A 16,667-nucleotide genomic window follows, 5' to 3' on the forward strand; every position below is an offset into this window, starting at 1 on the left:
AACGGCAGTGGTGCGCCCGCTGCGCGGAATGTTTTCGCGCCTGCGATTCGACCTCACAAGGGGGGAGCCGGGACCTGTGATAGTGCGGTCCTGGATAGCATCGAGGCCGTATCGATCGAGGAAACGCCGAGGGGCTTGTGTTGACTACCGACCATCTTGACCGCTGGAATGCTCACGAGGCTTCGGCGGAGGCGATGATTCCGATCGTCGGCAGGCTGTATCGCGAGAAGGGGGTCACCATCCTCCTGCACAGCCGGTCGCTGGTGAACAAATCGGTGATCAGCATTCTGCGGACGCACCGGTTCGCGCGGCAGATCGAGGGTGAGGAACTGTCGGTCGAGGAGACGCTGCCGTTCCTCGAAGCGCTCAGCGGGTTGGATCTGGGGCCGTGCAAGATCGACCTCGGCCGGTTGGTGATGGCCTATCGCACCGACGTTCGCGGGCTGTCGCTTCCCGAATTCACCGCCGCGGTGCTGACCGATGTCACCGATGGCAACAAGGCCGAGCCGCAGGGGCCACGGGATGTGGTCCTGTACGGCTTCGGGCGGATCGGTCGGCTGGTCGCTCGGCTGCTCATCGAGAAGGTCGGGTCCGGTAACGGGCTGAACCTGCGAGCCGTGGTAGTGCGCAAGGGCGGCGAAGGCGATCTGGCCAAGCGGGCGTCGCTGCTGCGGCGGGATTCGGTGCACGGCCAGTTCAACGGAACGATCAAGGTCGACGCCGACAGTGACACGATCATCGCGAACGGCAACGTCATCAAGTTCATCTACAGCGATGATCCGACGATGATCGACTACACCGAGTACGGGATCAACGAGGCGATCCTGATCGACAACACCGGTAAGTGGCGCGACCGTGACGGCCTGTCGCAGCACCTGCGTCCGGGCATCGCGAAGGTCGTGCTCACCGCGCCCGGCAAGGGCGACGTTCCGAATATCGTGCACGGCGTCAACCATCGCGACCTGGATCTGTCGGAGCAGATCTACTCGTGCGCATCGTGCACAACCAACGCGATCGTGCCGCCGCTCAAGGCGATGGACGACGAATTCGGCATCGTCCGCGGTCACGTGGAGACGGTGCATTCGTTCACCAACGACCAGAACCTGCTGGACAACTTCCACAAGGCCGACCGTCGTGGTCGCTCCGCGCCATTCAACCTCGTGCTCACCGAGACCGGCGCCGCATCCGCGGTGGCGAAGGCAATGCCGGACTTCAAGGCCAAAATCACCGGCAACTCGATTCGCGTTCCCACCCCGGACGTTTCGGTCGCGATTCTCAACCTGCAGCTCGTGCGCGAGGTCACGAAGAACGAAGTGCTCGAGTATCTGCGCCAGGTATCGCTGTCCGGACCGCTGAGTCGCAACCTCGACTATACCGCGGCCACCGATGTGGTCTCGAGCGATTTCATCGGATCCCGCGCGGCATCGATCGTCGACGCCAATGCCACGATCGTCGATGGCGACACCGCGATCCTGTACCTGTGGTACGACAACGAATTCGGTTATTCGTGCCAGGTGGTGCGGACGGTGCAGTACATCTCGGGTATCGAGTACCCGACCTATCCGCGGCTGGGCGCGCGCGACGACGCTCCCGCACCGGCTGCGGGCGTCGCGCGGTAGTCCGCACAGCCGCACGTTCAGCCGAAACCCGCTCGGCCATCTCGGTTTTCGTATCCCTGGATATCGCGGACACCGGATCCGCCGGTCGCGGCCGTGATCACTTGCCACGCCAGGGAGCAGCGCAGAATCGACAGTTAAGACGTAAGTTCGGCGGGGTCAGCTTCAGGCGGTGGAATAGCACCGCACGCGGCGTCGAGAAGTGTTGCCGCGGCTGCGCGGGCGTGGGCGGCGGCGTCGGGGTGCCCTGCGATAGCGGCGGTGGTCTGGGCACCTTCGACGAGGATCGCGATCTGCGCCGCGACGGCCTCGGGGGCTCCGGCGTCGCGGACCAGTTGGGTGAGGTAGCGCTGGAAGCCGTCCTTCTGTTCGCGCACGGCGTGGGTGACATTCGGTGAGCCGGCGCTGAGTTCACCGAAGACGTTGATGAAGGCACAGCCGTGGAAGTCCGGCTGGCGGAACCAGGCGTCGAGGAAGTCGAAGACGGACAGGACCTTCGCACGTGCGGTGACCGCGTGCTCCGCGCTGGCGGCGATGCCCGCGTTCCATTGGGCCCGGCGGCGGTGCAGGACAGCGACGATCAGTTCGTCCTTGGAGGGGAACAGGGAGTAGATCCGTTTCAGGGATATCCCCGCCTCGCTGCGGACCGCGTCCATGCCAACGGACTGGACTCCGCGCGCGTAGAAGAGTTGGTCGGCCGCGGCCAACACCCGCTCCCGAGCTGCTGTGTCGTCGATCATGGTCATTCCCCTTGCGCCGAGAACGTTCGTTCTCTACTGTAATGCACAGTCCGGAGAACGACCGTTCTCCAGTCGATTTCAGGAGGATGGCAATGGCCACCATCACCGTCGGAACCGAGAACAGCACACCGATCGAGCTCTACTACGAAGACCACGGGACCGGTCAGCCGATCGTCCTCATCCACGGCTACCCACTCGACGGTCACAGCTGGGAGCGGCAGTCCCGCGAACTGATCGCCGCTGGTTACCGCGTCATCACCTACGACCGCCGCGGCTTCGGGCAGTCGAGCAAGGTCGGCACCGGATACGACTACGACACCTTCGCCGCCGACCTCAATACATTGCTCGAGACGCTCGACCTGCGCGAGGTGATCCTTGTCGGCTTCTCCATGGGTACCGGCGAACTCGCCCGCTACGTCAACAGGTACGGCCACGAGCGAGTCGCCAAGCTGGCGTTTCTCGCCGCACTGGAACCGTTCCTGGTGCGGCGCGACGACAACCCGACCGGTGTGCCGCAGGAGGTCTTCGACGGCATCGTCGAGGCCGCTCGCACCGACCGGTTCGCCTGGTTCACCAAGTTCTACGAGGACTTCTACAACCTCGGCGAGACGCTCGGCAGCAGGATCAGCCAGCAGGCCGTCACCGCCAACTGGAACACCGCGACCGGCTCGGCACCGGTGGCCGCTTACGCCGTCGTCTCCTCCTGGATCGAAGACTTCCGCGCGGACGTCGCCGCGGTCCGCGCCGCGGGCAAGCCCGCGCTCATCCTGCACGGCACCAACGACAACATCCTGCCGATCGACGCGACCGGCCGCCCCTTCCACGAAGCCTTCCCCGAGGCCGACTACGTCGAGGTCGACGGAGCCCCGCACGGGCTGCTGTGGACCCACGCCGCAGAGGTCAACGAGGCGCTGCTGAACTTCGTCCGCTCCTGAACACCACCACTGTCGGCGGGTCACGGTCGACCGGACCGTGGCCCGCCGGAGGACTCTCAACGAGACGATCGACTCACGCAGTGGCAGGCATCAGGCGGCCGCCACGCGGTAGTCCGCACAGCTGTACGTTCGGCCGGAACCTGTTCGGCCACAGCGGTTTCCCGCGACGGCCGACCTCGGGGTCCAAGTCGGCCGACTTGTCATTGGTGAGCCGAGAAGTGATGTACCGCAAGGGATTCCCCAATCTGAATTCCTTCATCAACTCCGCCCGCGCTGCGCGGACCTGACTATAAGTCGGTGTCGTCCCCTCCGAGACGCCGCCGAATCTCGTCCACGGACTTGCCTTTCTGAGTCCCGGCGGGCCAGCACAGGGCGCATATGAACACCCCCAGTGGCAACCCGACTGCCAGCGCAAGCCCGAACATCGTCTCCCCACTCATGCGAACCGCTTGGCCTTCGTCGCCAGTGCCGACCATCCGCGCTCGCTGATCTGCCAACGGCCCCGATAGATGCAAGGTGTGACCAGCCCTCGCGCTTGCAGTTGGGCGAGTGCGTTGCGGACGCGCCACCCGGGCAATACCGCGTCGCGCTGGATTTGTGTCGCTGATAGCAGTCCGCCCGGACTCAGCGCCGCCAAAACTGCGACCTCTGCCGCATTCATGCCCAATTTCCTACCGCAGACCAACGAGCGAAAGATGTTCTTGGCCAGACAGTTTCGATGTTGATTACATGCATCAGCCGGTCGAGGGTCAGGACGTCGAAGTGATGCGGCGCGGGGGTAATCACGGCGTCGACGTCAGCAGAGCGTACGACATCGACCAGGCCGAGAATGGTGTCGTCGGGCGGCCACACCAGGACATAGCCCAACCGTCGCGCTAGCCGCTGAACCTGAGCACGGTCCCAGTCCAGTGCGGTGCTCACATCTGAGTCGATCCACCCGAGTGCAGTTGGCTGATTTCGCATTGTTCACCCCTTCTTAGTCTGGTGACACCCGCTGCCGGAGAGCCGATTCGGGCACCACGTCGGCCCGGTGGCGGGACTGATCTCAGCGTTCCGCTTGTCCAGGCGAGCGAACAGCGCAAAACTCTAGGCAAACAACGGCATCGACTCTGGTGGGGTGGACCGACGAACGCCGATTTCAGGTCGCGCAGGCTGGCCCGTGGTTTCACACAAGCGGAGCTGGCCGAACTGGTGTGCATCGAGGTCGAGCGAACGACCGGCCAGCGGCCAGCGGTCGACGCGCAGGCAATCAGCCGGATCGAGTGTGGCGAGATCAGCTGGCCTCGACGTGCGACACGGCAAGCTCTCATGGCACTGTTGGGAGCCGAGACGGAGGCAGCCATCGGGCTGTACCCGAAACGGACCCGACACGATGCAGAGAGGGACGAAGCCACGAAACGTAGAGCGTTCCTTGTCCTTACCGCTGGCGTCGCCATGCCGATGTTCAGTGACGACACACCACGGCGCATCGGAACCGTCGATGTCGAGGAGATACGCAGCAAGTTCGCACGGCTGGTGGATCTGGACAGCTATCTCGGCGGTGCCGACACCTTCCGTCTGTACTTCGCCGAGCTGGGCCGAACAGAACAGACCCTCAGCCGGGCAACCGGCACGTTGCAGGTGCGCGCCGACCTGGCCGAATTGGCTGCCGAACAAGCCCAGCAAGCCGGATGGGCGGCGTTCGACGCTGGATTCACCGATACCGCGTTGCGACTGTTCCGCTACAGCCAGGAGGCCGCCGAGGAAGCCGGAAGCCGGGAGTTGGTGGCGAACGCCTTCGTGCACATCGCATACGCCACCGGAAAAGCCGATTCGGTGGTTGCCGCCCAAACAGCCTGCACTGCAATAGGAATCGGTGCGCCCGCGAAAGCGCGAGCGCTCCTGGAGTCTCGGCGTGCGTGGTTGTGTGCCGTCGCTGGTGACCGTGACAGCGCGGCCCATGCCCTCGATGCCGTTCGTGACGCGCTCGAAGAAAACGACCAGGCAGCGCCGCACTGGTGCGCATGGGTCGATCATGCGGAGCTGGACATCATGACCGGTCGGGTCTGGTCGGTGCTGCGTCAGCCGGACAAGGCCACCGGGCCGTTGGAGCGCGCGCTGGCGGGCTACCCGGACCAGTGGGCACGCGACAAGTCGCTATATCTGACCTGGCTGGCCGATGCCTACCTCGATGCGGGCAACGAAGCCGAGGCGATAGCGGCAGCAGACCGCGCACTTGCCTTAGCGGGCCGTGTCGCATCGGTGCGGCCATTGGCTCGTGTCCGAGAGGTCGCGCAGCGGTGCTCGGCCACCGGGACGGCCAGCGGTGCCGATTTTGCTCGTCGGGCCGCCGCTGCCAGCGCGCCTATTCCGGCGCAGCTGTAGTGCGCTCGATCCATTCTGCATAGCTGTCGAGGCACCACTCGACCGGCGTCGCGGTCACTTCGGGGCTGTCCCACGGATGCATCTCCGCGACGCGCATGGCCAGCCGATCACGTGCGTCTGCCGAGGTGCGTAATGTGACCCGCCACTCCTTGCCTTCGCCGAGCTTTCCGAGGTGCCAGAACACCGATGTGGCCGGTCCGGTGATCTCTGCCCCGGCGGCCAGCCGTTCGGCCACCGCTGCGCGAGCGATAGATCGCGCGTCGTCCTCGGACGGCGTCGTAGAAGTCACCGACCACACTCTCACCGTTCCCATGCAGCCACACTATGCGGGCTGCCGGGCTGCCGTGGTCCCATCAGGCACCGCCACGGCAGCGCGTGCTGGACAGAGCACCCAAAGGCCTCGTGAGTCGCCTCGTTGACGAGAAGGCCAAGGTCGTCCCCGCGACGAAGAGCGCATTCATGCTCAGAACTGCCCCGGCACGCGTCGAAATGGGCGCGGGGCTCGCGCCGACTCGAATGAGGTGCCGGTGCACGGCATCGAGGGTCAGGCCTCGCGACCTGCCGACGGATCCCACGGTTGTCATGATCCGAATTGTCGATCGGACCCACATGCGGCAACAACGGCACGGTCATAGCCTGACCGGACAATCGACGCCTCGAGCCGCTGGCCGAGCCCGGCCACTCCTCGACGTGAGCGATCACAACGCACTAAACCGATGACTCCTTGACACGGAGCAAATGTTCGCGCTAACAATGTTCGCGTTAACATTGTTAGGAGCGTCACAGTGGCGGACGAGTATGTGGTCGGTGTCGACTTCGGCACGTTGTCAGGGCGGGCGCTTGTGGTCAGGGTGCGGGATGGGGCCGAGTTCGCCAGTGCGGTAACCGAATACCGGCACGGGGTGATCGATCGGAATCTGCCGGTGACCGGTGCCGAGCTCGCGCCGGATTGGGCGCTGCAGGATCCTGGCGACTACCTCGATGTGTTGCGGACGGCAGTGCCTGCCGCGCTGGTCGAATCGGGGGTCGACCCGGCCGATGTCATCGGGATCGCCACGGATTTCACGGCGTGTACGGTGCTGCCCACGCTTGCCGACGGGACGCCGCTGTGTCGGGTGCCGGAGTTCGCGGGGCGACCGCATGCCTATCCGAAGTTGTGGAAACACCATGCGGCACAACTGCAGGCGGACCGGATCAATGCCCTTGCCCATGAGCGGGGTGAGCCGTGGATCAACCGGTATGGCGGCAAGATCTCGGCGGAATGGGAGTTCGCCAAGGCACTGCAGATACTGGACGAGGATCCGGAGATCTATGCCCGGACCGAGCGTTTCATCGAGGCGGCGGACTGGATCGTCTGGCAGCTGTGCGGTCGGGAGACCCGAAACGTCTGTACCGCTGGTTACAAGGGAATTCACCAAGACGGAAGTTGGCCGAGCGGCGACTATCTCGCTGCGCTTGATCCGAACTTCGCCGATTTCGCCGTCGGCAAGCTGGTCCACCCGCTGTCGCCGCTCGGTGGCCGTGCCGGCGGCCTGACCGAGCGGGCAGCGGGCTGGACGGGGTTGCGGCCCGGGATCGCGGTCGCGGTCGGCAATGTCGACGCGCACGTCACCGCACCGGCCGCACAGGCCGTCGAAAATGGGCAGCTGCTCGCCGTGATGGGCACCTCGACGTGCCATGTCATGAACAGCGATCACCTCGCCGAGGTGTCGGGCATGTGCGGTGTGGTAGATGGCGGAATCATCAGCGGCAGTTGGGGATACGAGGCCGGGCAGAGCGGGGTCGGCGATATCTTCGCGTGGTTCGTCGACTCATCGCTACCCGGGTCCTATCACGCCGAGGCCGCCGCGCGCGGCATGGATGCCCATGCCTATCTGAGTGAGCTGGCGCAACGGCAGCGGGTGGGCGAACACGGCCTCGTCGCGCTGGACTGGCACAGCGGAAACCGCTCGGTGCTCGTCGACCACGACCTGTCCGGAATCCTGGTCGGCCTCACCCTCGCGACGAAACCCGAGGACATCTATCGAGCATTGCTGGAGGCCACCGCCTTCGGCACCCGCACCATCATCGAATCGTTCGATACCGCAGGCATTCCCGTTCGCGAACTCGTGATCGCCGGTGGCCTGCTGAAGAACTCGTTGCTGATGCAGATCTATGCCGATGTGACGCGGCTACCGCTGTCGATCATCGGCTCCGATCAGGGCCCGGCGCTCGGCGCGGCCATCCACGCCGCCGTCGCCGCCGGTGCCTACCCGGACGTCCGTGCCGCCGCCGAGGCGATGGGCCGGATGCACCGCAACGCCTACCTCCCCGATCCCGACCGCACCGCGGCCTACGACGCCATCTACGCCGAATACCGGGCCCTACACGACCATTTCGGCCGCGGCGGCACCGAGGTGCTGCATCGGCTGCGGCGCATCCGTAACGACGCACGAAGGGAAGTCGCCACCGCATGAGTGAGCGCAGCGAGCGAACAACAGGCACAGCTGAGCGCAGCGAGCGAACACCAGGCACAGCTCAGCGCACGGTCACGGCCGCCATCACCGGGTTGCGTGCGCAGTTGGTCGATCTGCATCGGGAACTGTTGCGCTGGGGTCTGGTGGTGTGGACCGCGGGCAATGTCTCCGCCCGGGTACCCGGCGAGCAGTTGCTGGTCATCAAGCCGAGTGGGGTCTCCTACGACGAACTCACCCCGAATTCGATGGTGGTCTGCGATTTCGACGGCAACCTGGTCGAGGGCGAGCTGTCACCGTCCAGCGATACCGCCGCGCATGCCTACATCTACCGGGAGATGCCTGAGATAGGCGGTGTGGTGCATACCCATTCGACCTATGCGAGCGCATGGGCCGCACGCGCGGAACCGATTCCGTGCGCGCTCACCGCGATGGCCGACGAGTTCGGCGGCGAAATTCCGGTCGGCCCCTTCGCGCTCATCGGCAACGACGATATCGGCCGAGGTGTGGTCGCGACGCTGTCGGGCCACCGCTCCCCCGCCGTCCTGATGCGCAATCACGGTGTCTTCGCGGTCGGACGCGACGCCCGCACCGCCGTGCAGGCGGCCGTCATGTGCGAGGACGTGGCGCGCACCGTACATATCGCACGCCAGCTCGGTGAACCGGTCCCCATCGCGCAGGCCGATGTGGACCGCCTGCACGACCGCTACCAGAACGTTTACGGCCAGCACGGAATTCCGGCCACCGACAAAGGAGTACGTCCTCGATGAACCCGAAACCACGCATCGGCCTACTCGGCATCATGCAGGCCCTCTACGACGACATGATCCCGGGCATCGCCGAGCGCCAGGACCGCTACGCCCACGATATCGCCGAACAACTCGCCGAGCTCGCCGACTGGACCGTCGGGCGGCCCGTCAAGGACCGGCGCGACGCCGAGGCGGTCATGCGCGAATTCGTCAATGCCGATCTCGACGGCGTCATGGTGGTGATGCTCACCTACGGCCCGGCGATGCGGGTGGCCCGATTGTTCAACGAGAACCGACTTCCCGTGCTATTGGCCAATATTCAGCCCGAACCCGCGGTGACGCCGGCTTGGGATATGGCGGATATGACCTATAACCAGGGCATTCACGGTGCACAGGACACCGCGAACGCAATGGTCCGCGCCGACCGTCCGTTCACGGTGGTGACCGACGATTGGCGCACACCGGAATTCGCTGTGCGCGTTGATCGTTGGGCGCGAGCCGCACGCGCGGTCACCGCATGGCGGTCACTGAAGGTCGGCGTATTCGGCTACGCCATGAACGATATGGGTGATATCCGCGTCGACGAGAACGCGCTGTTGCGGGCACTCGGCCCGGAGATCAGCTTCGTCGCACCGGGTGACCTCTACCGCGGCAGCCAAGCGGTGACCGATGACGAGGTCGCGGCGCTGATGGCGTGGGAGGACCGGGAATTCGCGATCGATCCCGCACTGACCGGCGCCGAACGCGAAGACCACGCCCGGATGCAGATCGCGATCGAACGCATTCTCACCGACCGCGGCTACGGCGCGTATTCGACACATTTCGATGCGATCGGCGAGGACGGCCGGTTCCAGCGGCTGCCGCTCGCCGCGGCATCGAGTCTGATGGCCAAGGGCTACGGCTATGGCGCCGAGGGCGATGCGATGGCCGCCGCCATGGTCTACGCCGGACATCAACTGATCGGCGACGGCCATTTCACCGAAATGTATGCGATGGACTTCCCCTCCGACTCGATCCTGATGAGCCATATGGGCGAGGGGAATTGGCGAATCGCCCGCACCGACGAACCGGTCCGGCTGATCCGGCGCGAACTCGGCATCGGCAACCTCGACGAGCCGCCGACCTTCCTGTTCCGCTACCGGCCGGGGCCCGCGACGCTGGCCTGTCTCGTTTCGCTCGGCGGCGAAAAATTCCGCATGGTGGTGGCCGAGGGCACGGTACTCGACAGCCAGCAGCTGCCCGCACTGGAAATGCCCTATGGCCAGTTCCGGCCCGCGAGCGGCGTGCGCGAATGCATGGATGGCTGGCTCACCGCGGGCGGGCCACACCACCAGGTCATGAATATCGGCCACCACGCCGCCGACTGGCAGGTCTTCTGTCAGCTCACCGGCATCGAGTTCGTCCAGGTCTAGTCAAGGAGTTGTGCCATGCCCACCATCAACCGACGCGGACTCTTCGCCGGCGCTGCCGGTGTCGCCGCGCTGTTGGCCGCCGCCGCGTGTTCCGTCGAGGACAGCGGGAAGTCGTCCGCGGCCGGCGGCATGATCGGCATCGCGATGCCGACGAAATCCTCCGAACGCTGGGTCGCCGACGGCAACAATATCGTCAAGCAGTTCAAGGACCTCGGCTACGACACCGATCTGCAATATGCCGAGGACGTCATCGAAACGCAGGTTTCGCAGATCGAGAACATGATCACCCGGGGCGTCAAAGCCCTGGTGATCGCGGCGATCGACAACAAATCGCTCACCGGCGTACTGCAGCAGGCCAAGTCGAACAAGATCGCGGTGGTCGCCTATGACCGACTCATCCGCGACACCCAGAATGTCGACTATTACGCCACTTTCGACAACTTCAAAGTCGGTGTGCTGGAAGCGAATTACATTGTGGACCGGCTCGGTCTGCGGGATGGCAAGGGCCCGTTTTCGATCGAACTGTTCGCCGGTTCCCCCGACGACAACAACACCTACTACTTCTTCAACGGCGCCATGTCGGTGATCCGCCCGTATCTCGACTCCGGCAAACTCGTCGTCCGCTCCGGACAGACCGCCGTCGATCAGGTGACCACACTGCGCTGGGACGGCGCCACCGCCCAGTCCAGGATGGAAAACCTGCTCAGCGCCAACTACTCCACCGCGAATATCGATGCCGTGCTGTCCCCCTACGACGGCCTCAGCATCGGCATCGTCTCGGCCCTCAAAGCGGTCGGCTACGGCAGGGGCGATAAGAAGATGCCGGTCGTCACCGGTCAGGATGCCGAGAAGGCGTCGGTGAAGTCGATCATCGCGGGCGAGCAGACCATGACCGTCTTCAAGGACACCCGTGACCTCGCCAAACGCGCCGTGCAGATGGTCAATGCGATTCTGACCAGCGGCACACCGGAAACCAATGACACCACCTCCTACGACAACGGGGCCAAGAAAGTGCCCTCGTATCTGCTGCAGCCGGTATCGGTCGACAAGGACAACTACCGGAAGGTGCTGATCGAATCCGGTTACTACTCCGAACGCGACTTCGCCTGACGACCACGAGGTGTTGCCCGCATGGCCGAGTCAGGGCCCGGAGGAGGCAGCCTGCGTAGCCACGGAAGGCCCCTCGGGCATGCAGAGAAGGACACAGTATGACCGAGCACATTCTCGAAATGCGCGCGATCACCATGGAATTTCCGGGTGTGAAGGCGCTGGACGCCGTGGATTTCGCGGTGGCCGATGGGGAAATCCACGCGCTGGTCGGCGAGAACGGCGCGGGTAAATCCACGCTCATGAAGGTGGTCAGCGGCGTCTATCCGCACGGCTCCTACCGCGGACAGATGCGCATGGACGGTAGCGATGTGGCGTTCAAGGATATTCGCGGTAGCGAGGCGGCGGGCATCGCGATCATCCACCAGGAATTGGCACTGGTGCCGCAGCTTTCGATTGCGGAGAACATCTTTCTCGGCAATGAACGGCTGCGCAGCCGGACCGTCGACTGGCACGAGACCAACCGGCAGGCGATGCTGCTCATGCGGCAGGTCGGTCTCGTCGAGGATCCCGAAACCCTGGTCGCCGCCTTGGGTGTCGGTAAACAGCAACTCGTGGAGATCGCCAAGGCGCTGTCCAAGCAGGTGCGATTGCTCATCCTCGACGAACCGACCGCGGCACTCAACGAAACCGACAGCGCGAGTCTGCTCGCGCTGCTGCGGCAACTGCGTGAGCAGGGCATCACCTCGATCCTGATTTCGCACAAGCTCAATGAGGTGCTGGCAGTCGCCGATTCGATCACGGTGCTGCGCGACGGCCGGACCATCGAGACCTTGGATGCGGCGGCCGAGGAGGTCACCGAGGATCGCATTATCAAGGGCATGGTCGGGCGCGATCTCGACCACCGATTTCCGCCGCGGGCGGATCCGCAGATCGGCGAGGTGTTCTTCGAAATCGCCGATTGGAATGTCGACCACCCGACCATTGCCGATCGCCGGATCGTCCGGGACGCGGCACTGCATGTGCGGCGCGGTGAGATCGTCGGTATCGCCGGATTGATGGGCGCCGGGCGCACCGAATTGGCGATGAGTGTCTTCGGCCGGTCCTATGGTCGCAATATTCGTGGCACGATTCGGAAAGACGGTGCGGTACTGCGAGTTTCGTCGGTCCGGGATGCGATCGCTGCCGGGATCGCCTATGTCTCGGAGGACCGTAAACAATACGGACTGATCCTCGACGAGGACATCCGGCGCAATATGACCCTCGCCAACCTTCCCGCGGTCTCCCGGCACACCGTCATCGACACCCACCGCGAGATCGTCGAAGCCGAGCGCCTGCGCAGCCGGCTGACGGTGAAGACACCGACGGTGTTCCAGAAGGTGGGCAACCTCTCCGGCGGAAACCAGCAGAAGGTCGTACTCGGCAAGTGGATCTTCACCGAACCCGATCTGCTGATCCTCGACGAGCCGACCCGCGGCATCGACGTCGGCGCCAAATACGAGATCTACCTGATCGTCCACCAGCTCGCCGCCGCCGGAAAGGGCGTGCTGATCATCTCCTCGGAGCTGCCGGAACTGCTCGGCCTGTGTGACCGCGTCTACGCGATGAGCCAGGGCCGCATCACCGGCGAACTCCCGAAATACGAAGCCACACAGGAGGCTGTCATGAAACTGATGACACGCGGAACCACCATCGTCGAGGCGGTACCCGAATGACGTTGCTGGACAAGCTGGAAGACGGCGACGACACCTCCGCCGAGGTTATCGCGAAGGCCGTCGAACAGAAACAGGTCGGCGCGCTCGCGGCCCTGCGCCGGACCCTGCGCGGCAATGTGCGCCAATACGGCATGATCGTGGCGCTCGTGGTGATTACGCTGCTTTTCCAGATCCTCACCACGGCAAAGCTTTCCGATGGCGTCAGCCTGCTGACGCCGCTCAATGTCACCAATGTCATCCTGCAGAACGGCTATATCCTGGTGCTGGCCATCGGCATGATGCTGGTGATCATCAACGGACATATCGACCTATCGGTCGGATCACTGTGCGCACTGGTCGGCGCGGTGACCGGTATCGCCATCGTGCAGTGGCACTGGCCGTGGCCGCTGGTGGTGCTGGCGGCCGTCGCGATGGGCGCGGCCATCGGTGCGTGGCAAGGGTACTGGATCGCCTACGTCAAGATTCCGGCATTCATCGTCACCCTGGGCGGCATGCTGCTGTTCCGCGGTCTGGCGCAGCTGGTGCTCGAAGGCCAGTCGATCGGCCCGTTTCCACAGGGCTTCGTGAATATCGCGGCCGGGTACCTCCCGAATTGGCTGCCGCTGCATGCCGTTCAGTTCGCCGGGTTCAACGGGATCGCCATTCGGCTGCGCGTCGGTGAGCTGAACGGTTTGACATTGCTCATCGGCGTCCTCGCGGTGGCGGCCCTGGTGTGGTCGCAATGGCGGGTGCGACAGCGCCGCCACTCCTACGGCCTGCCTGCCGGACCGCGCTCGCTGTTCATCGCGAAGCTGGCCTCGCTCGGCGCGGTCATCCTGGCATTCGGCTTCGTCTTGGCGTCCTACAACGGGATTCCGATTATCGGCGTCATCCTGATCGTGCTGATCGTGCTGTATTCGTTCGTGATGAACCGCTCGGTGATCGGGCGTCGGATCTACGCCGTCGGCGGCAATGAGAAGGCCGCACAGCTGTCCGGGGTGAATACCAAGGCCAATACGTTCTGGGTTTTCGTGAACATGGGCGTGCTCGCGGCACTGGCGGGTGTCATCTTCGCCGCCAGGCTCGGTGCGGCAACGCCGAAGGCGGGACAGAACTTCGAGCTCGACGCCATTGCCGCGGCATTCGTCGGCGGCGCGTCGGCCAGCGGCGGCATCGGCACGGTCGTCGGCGCGATCGTCGGGGCGCTGGTGATGGGCGTGATGAACAACGGCATGTCCATGCTCGGCGTCGGCAGCGACTGGCAGCTGGTCATCAAGGGCCTGGTGCTGCTGGCCGCGGTGGCATTCGACGTCTACAACAAGAAGCGCGCGGCGGCCTGAGGCTCCGTAGCGACTGCTTGCAGGTCGCTCGAAATGGTCGGCATCACCGCTGGGCCGGTGCCGCCGTGCTGTCGCGCGTGACCAGCGTCGGCAGCACCGACGGCGATGCCGGTTCGGCGGTGGTGCCGTCGAATTCCAACAGCCGCAACAACATTCGCATACTGCGGCGGCCCACCTCGTCGAAGTCCTGACGGATGGTCGTCAGCGGCGGCGACAGGTAGGCGGCCTCGGGAATATCGTCGAAACCGACCACCGAAATATCGGCGGGCACCCGGATACCGCGTTCGGTGAAGGCACGCAGCATGCCGAGCGCCATCTGGTCATTGGCCGCGAATACCGCGGTCACATCCGGTTGCGCGGCCAGCAGCAGGCCCGCTTCGTATCCGGAGCGGGCACTCCAATCCCCGCCGATCACCGGGGGGATCGGCGCGCCCGCGGCCTCCAGCGTGCGTCGCCAGCCCTCGATGCGGTCGCGTGCCTCCAGCCAGTCACTCGGACCGGCGACCTGCCATACCGTGCGATGGCCCAGGTCGAGCAGATGCTGCACCGCCAGCCGGGCACCTTCGATCTGATCGACCGAAACCGACGGCAAGCCGCTGTCCTGTCCGGCCTCGACCGCGACGGCCAGCATGCGCTCGGGCAGATTGTGCAGTGCCGCGGCGGCGGCCATCTGTGGGGCGATGACGATGATGCCGTCCACACCCTGATCGGCCAGACTGTTCGCGGCCGCCAACACACTGGAGCGGTCCACCGTCTCCAAGGCGGAGATGCTGACACCGTAACCCGCTGTGCGAGCGGCACGTTCGATGCCGAGCAGGGTGCACGCCGGTCCGTACAGGATGGTGTCGAAACTGACAACGCCGAGCATATTCGAACGCCTGCTGACCAGCCCCCTGGCCATGGCGTTGGGGCGATAGCCGAGTTGTTCGACGGCGCGCAATACCCGCTCGCGGGTCTCCGGGCGCACGTTCGCGCTGCCGTTGAGCACCCGAGACACGGTCTGGTGGGAGACTCCGGCGAGTTTGGCGACATCGGTCATGACCGCCGGGCGCGCACCCGTCGGCCGAACCGCCGTTGAGGTATCCCCGGCGGCAAATCCGTCCCTGTCCCTCACATCCCACCTTCCAAACGTCGTGCCGAACAGTCGTCCCGGTCCCCCCAAGGTTAACGCTCACACAGCCGAGCGCCGCACCACGACCCGAACTGCCGCGCCGACCTCGGCAACCGATGTCTCGTCGTGGCCACCGGATTACGTCCGCGAGAGCTCTTGACTAGAAGAATGTGAGCGCTAACACTATCAGGACTACCGCACCTCGGTGCAACACGTTTCACAATTCGAGGGAGAGCCCGATCGTGTTGAAGAGGCTTCTGATCACCGCCAGCGCACTTGTCCTCACCGCAGCAACGGCCGCCGGCTGCGGCAGCTCGGGAAGCGACCAAACCGTACTCGGGTTCTCCCAGGTAGGCGCCGAAAGCGGCTGGCGCACAGCGAATACGAAGTCCATCCAGGACGCGGCGGCCGCGGCCGGCATCCAGCTGAAATTCGCTGACGCCCAACAGAAACAGGAAAACCAGATCAAGGCGATCCGCACCTTTATCCAGCAGCGCGTGGACGTCATCGCCTTCTCCCCCGTGGTCGCATCAGGATGGGACACCGTCCTGAAGGAGGCCAAGGACGCCAAGATTCCGGTTATCCTCACCGACCGCGCGGTGGACTCGGCCGATACCTCGCTGTACGTGACCTTCCTCGGCTCGGATTTCGTCGAAGAGGGCCGCAGGGCGGCGAATTGGCTCGTCGAGGCGTCCAAGAACTCGAACGACACCGTGAATATCGCGGAGTTGCAAGGCACCACCGGATCCGCGCCCGCGACCGATCGGAAGAAAGGTTTCCAAGAGGTCATCGGCGCCGATCCGAAGTTCAAGATCATCGCATCGCAGACCGCGGAGTTCACCCGCGCCAAGGGTAAAGAGGTCATGCAGGCATTCCTGGCCGCCCACCGGGATATTAACGTGCTGTACGCACACAACGACGATATGGCGCTCGGCGCGATCCAGGCGATAGAGGAGGCCGGGTTGAAGCCGGGTAAGGACATCAAGATCATCTCGATCGATGGGACCCGAGATGCCTTCCAGGCCATGGCCGACGGCAAGATCAATGTGGTCGTCGAATGCAATCCGCTGCTCGGCCCGAAGCTGATGGAGATCACCAAGGACGTCGTCGCGGGTCGCCCGACGCCCAAGCGGATCGTCACCGACGAAGGCGTCTACACCCAGGACCAGGCCGCCGCGGCGCTGCCCACCCGGACGTACTGAGCCG

At 64.7% G+C, this 16,667-nt stretch carries 15 protein-coding genes; 10 read left to right on the forward strand and 5 right to left on the reverse strand.

Annotated features, from left to right (window positions below; all coding sequences use genetic code 11):
* Nucleotides 1–140 precede the first annotated feature (140 nt).
* On the forward strand, nucleotides 141–1,619 hold the full coding sequence (locus AB0L58_RS25185) for a glyceraldehyde-3-phosphate dehydrogenase (protein WP_364390099.1): 1,479 nt from the start codon (nucleotides 141–143) through the stop codon (nucleotides 1,617–1,619).
* A 134-nt stretch (nucleotides 1,620–1,753) separates the two neighbouring features.
* On the opposite strand, the gene AB0L58_RS25190 is transcribed toward AB0L58_RS25185, so the two are convergent.
* On the reverse strand, nucleotides 1,754–2,362 hold the full coding sequence (locus AB0L58_RS25190; RefSeq protein WP_364390101.1) for a TetR/AcrR family transcriptional regulator: 609 nt from the start codon (nucleotides 2,360–2,362) through the stop codon (nucleotides 1,754–1,756).
* 86 nt (nucleotides 2,363–2,448) lie between these two features.
* On the opposite strand from AB0L58_RS25190, the gene AB0L58_RS25195 reads away from it, so the two are divergent.
* On the forward strand, nucleotides 2,449–3,291 hold the full coding sequence (locus tag AB0L58_RS25195; RefSeq protein ID WP_364390103.1) for an alpha/beta hydrolase: 843 nt from the start codon (nucleotides 2,449–2,451) through the stop codon (nucleotides 3,289–3,291).
* A gap of 436 nt (nucleotides 3,292–3,727) precedes the next feature.
* Here AB0L58_RS25195 and AB0L58_RS25200 read toward each other — a convergent pair whose 3' ends face one another.
* Entirely contained in the window at nucleotides 3,728–3,952 is a 225-nt protein-coding gene (locus tag AB0L58_RS25200; protein ID WP_364390104.1) for a hypothetical protein, read from the reverse strand.
* Nucleotides 3,949–4,212, reverse strand: a complete 264-nt coding sequence (locus AB0L58_RS25205; RefSeq protein ID WP_364390105.1) for a hypothetical protein — start codon at nucleotides 4,210–4,212, stop codon at nucleotides 3,949–3,951. The genes AB0L58_RS25200 and AB0L58_RS25205 overlap by 4 nt, the downstream gene beginning before the upstream one ends.
* A gap of 513 nt (nucleotides 4,213–4,725) precedes the next feature.
* Between AB0L58_RS25205 and AB0L58_RS25210 the strand changes: the two genes are divergently transcribed.
* A complete protein-coding gene (locus AB0L58_RS25210; protein WP_364390107.1) occupies nucleotides 4,726–5,655 on the forward strand; it encodes a hypothetical protein in 930 nt (309 codons plus the stop codon).
* Here the strand turns inward: AB0L58_RS25210 and cutA are convergent.
* Nucleotides 5,636–5,944, reverse strand: coding sequence for a divalent-cation tolerance protein CutA (gene cutA, locus AB0L58_RS25215; protein ID WP_364390108.1), 309 nt, complete (start codon nucleotides 5,942–5,944; stop codon nucleotides 5,636–5,638). The two genes, AB0L58_RS25210 and cutA, sit on opposite strands and share 20 nt — an antisense overlap.
* 496 nt (nucleotides 5,945–6,440) lie before the next feature.
* Here cutA and araB point away from each other — a divergent pair, with 496 nt between their 5' ends.
* The 6 genes from araB to mmsB all read left to right on the forward strand — a co-directional run bounded on the left by araB (nucleotide 6,441) and on the right by mmsB (nucleotide 14,350).
* Entirely contained in the window at nucleotides 6,441–8,111 is a 1,671-nt protein-coding gene (araB, locus tag AB0L58_RS25220) for a ribulokinase (RefSeq protein ID WP_364390109.1), read from the forward strand.
* Nucleotides 8,108–8,878, forward strand: coding sequence for an L-ribulose-5-phosphate 4-epimerase (locus AB0L58_RS25225; protein WP_364390111.1), 771 nt, complete (start codon nucleotides 8,108–8,110; stop codon nucleotides 8,876–8,878). The genes araB and AB0L58_RS25225 overlap by 4 nt, the downstream gene beginning before the upstream one ends.
* Nucleotides 8,875–10,269, forward strand: a complete 1,395-nt coding sequence (locus AB0L58_RS25230; RefSeq protein ID WP_364390112.1) for an L-fucose/L-arabinose isomerase family protein — start codon at nucleotides 8,875–8,877, stop codon at nucleotides 10,267–10,269. The genes AB0L58_RS25225 and AB0L58_RS25230 overlap by 4 nt, the downstream gene beginning before the upstream one ends.
* A gap of 15 nt (nucleotides 10,270–10,284) precedes the next feature.
* Nucleotides 10,285–11,379 carry a multiple monosaccharide ABC transporter substrate-binding protein gene (gene chvE / locus AB0L58_RS25235; RefSeq protein ID WP_364390113.1) on the forward strand — a complete coding sequence of 365 codons (1,095 nt, stop codon included), beginning with the start codon at nucleotides 10,285–10,287 and terminating at the stop codon, nucleotides 11,377–11,379.
* 98 nt (nucleotides 11,380–11,477) lie between these two features.
* The gene (gene mmsA, locus AB0L58_RS25240) at nucleotides 11,478–13,031 is read left to right on the forward strand and encodes a multiple monosaccharide ABC transporter ATP-binding protein (protein ID WP_364390114.1); all 1,554 of its coding nucleotides are present in this window, start codon (nucleotides 11,478–11,480) and stop codon (nucleotides 13,029–13,031) included.
* The gene (gene mmsB, locus AB0L58_RS25245; protein ID WP_364390115.1) at nucleotides 13,028–14,350 is read left to right on the forward strand and encodes a multiple monosaccharide ABC transporter permease; all 1,323 of its coding nucleotides are present in this window, start codon (nucleotides 13,028–13,030) and stop codon (nucleotides 14,348–14,350) included. Before mmsA ends, mmsB begins: the two co-directional genes overlap by 4 nt.
* A gap of 43 nt (nucleotides 14,351–14,393) precedes the next feature.
* Here mmsB and AB0L58_RS25250 read toward each other — a convergent pair whose 3' ends face one another.
* A complete protein-coding gene (locus AB0L58_RS25250) occupies nucleotides 14,394–15,464 on the reverse strand; it encodes a LacI family DNA-binding transcriptional regulator (RefSeq protein WP_364390116.1) in 1,071 nt (356 codons plus the stop codon).
* 239 nt (nucleotides 15,465–15,703) lie between these two features.
* Between AB0L58_RS25250 and AB0L58_RS25255 the strand changes: the two genes are divergently transcribed.
* Nucleotides 15,704–16,663, forward strand: coding sequence for an ABC transporter substrate-binding protein (locus AB0L58_RS25255; RefSeq protein WP_364390117.1), 960 nt, complete (start codon nucleotides 15,704–15,706; stop codon nucleotides 16,661–16,663).
* The last annotated feature ends 4 nt before the right edge of the window (nucleotides 16,664–16,667 follow it).

This window comes from Nocardia sp. NPDC052112 (genome assembly GCF_040680135.1).
Lineage (GTDB): Bacteria > Actinomycetota > Actinomycetes > Mycobacteriales > Mycobacteriaceae > Nocardia.

Coding starts and splice junctions, on each gene's coding strand:
- AB0L58_RS25190 (WP_364390101.1), bottom strand. CDS start 2,362: ATGACCATGATCGACGACACAGCAGCTCGGGAGCGGGTGTTGGCCGCG.
- mmsB (WP_364390115.1), top strand. CDS start 13,028: ATGACGTTGCTGGACAAGCTGGAAGACGGCGACGACACCTCCGCCGAG.
- AB0L58_RS25195 (WP_364390103.1), top strand. CDS start 2,449: ATGGCCACCATCACCGTCGGAACCGAGAACAGCACACCGATCGAGCTC.
- AB0L58_RS25210 (WP_364390107.1), top strand. CDS start 4,726: ATGCCGATGTTCAGTGACGACACACCACGGCGCATCGGAACCGTCGAT.
- AB0L58_RS25225 (WP_364390111.1), top strand. CDS start 8,108: ATGAGTGAGCGCAGCGAGCGAACAACAGGCACAGCTGAGCGCAGCGAG.
- AB0L58_RS25230 (WP_364390112.1), top strand. CDS start 8,875: ATGAACCCGAAACCACGCATCGGCCTACTCGGCATCATGCAGGCCCTC.
- mmsA (WP_364390114.1), top strand. CDS start 11,478: ATGACCGAGCACATTCTCGAAATGCGCGCGATCACCATGGAATTTCCG.
- chvE (WP_364390113.1), top strand. CDS start 10,285: ATGCCCACCATCAACCGACGCGGACTCTTCGCCGGCGCTGCCGGTGTC.
- AB0L58_RS25200 (WP_364390104.1), bottom strand. CDS start 3,952: ATGAATGCGGCAGAGGTCGCAGTTTTGGCGGCGCTGAGTCCGGGCGGA.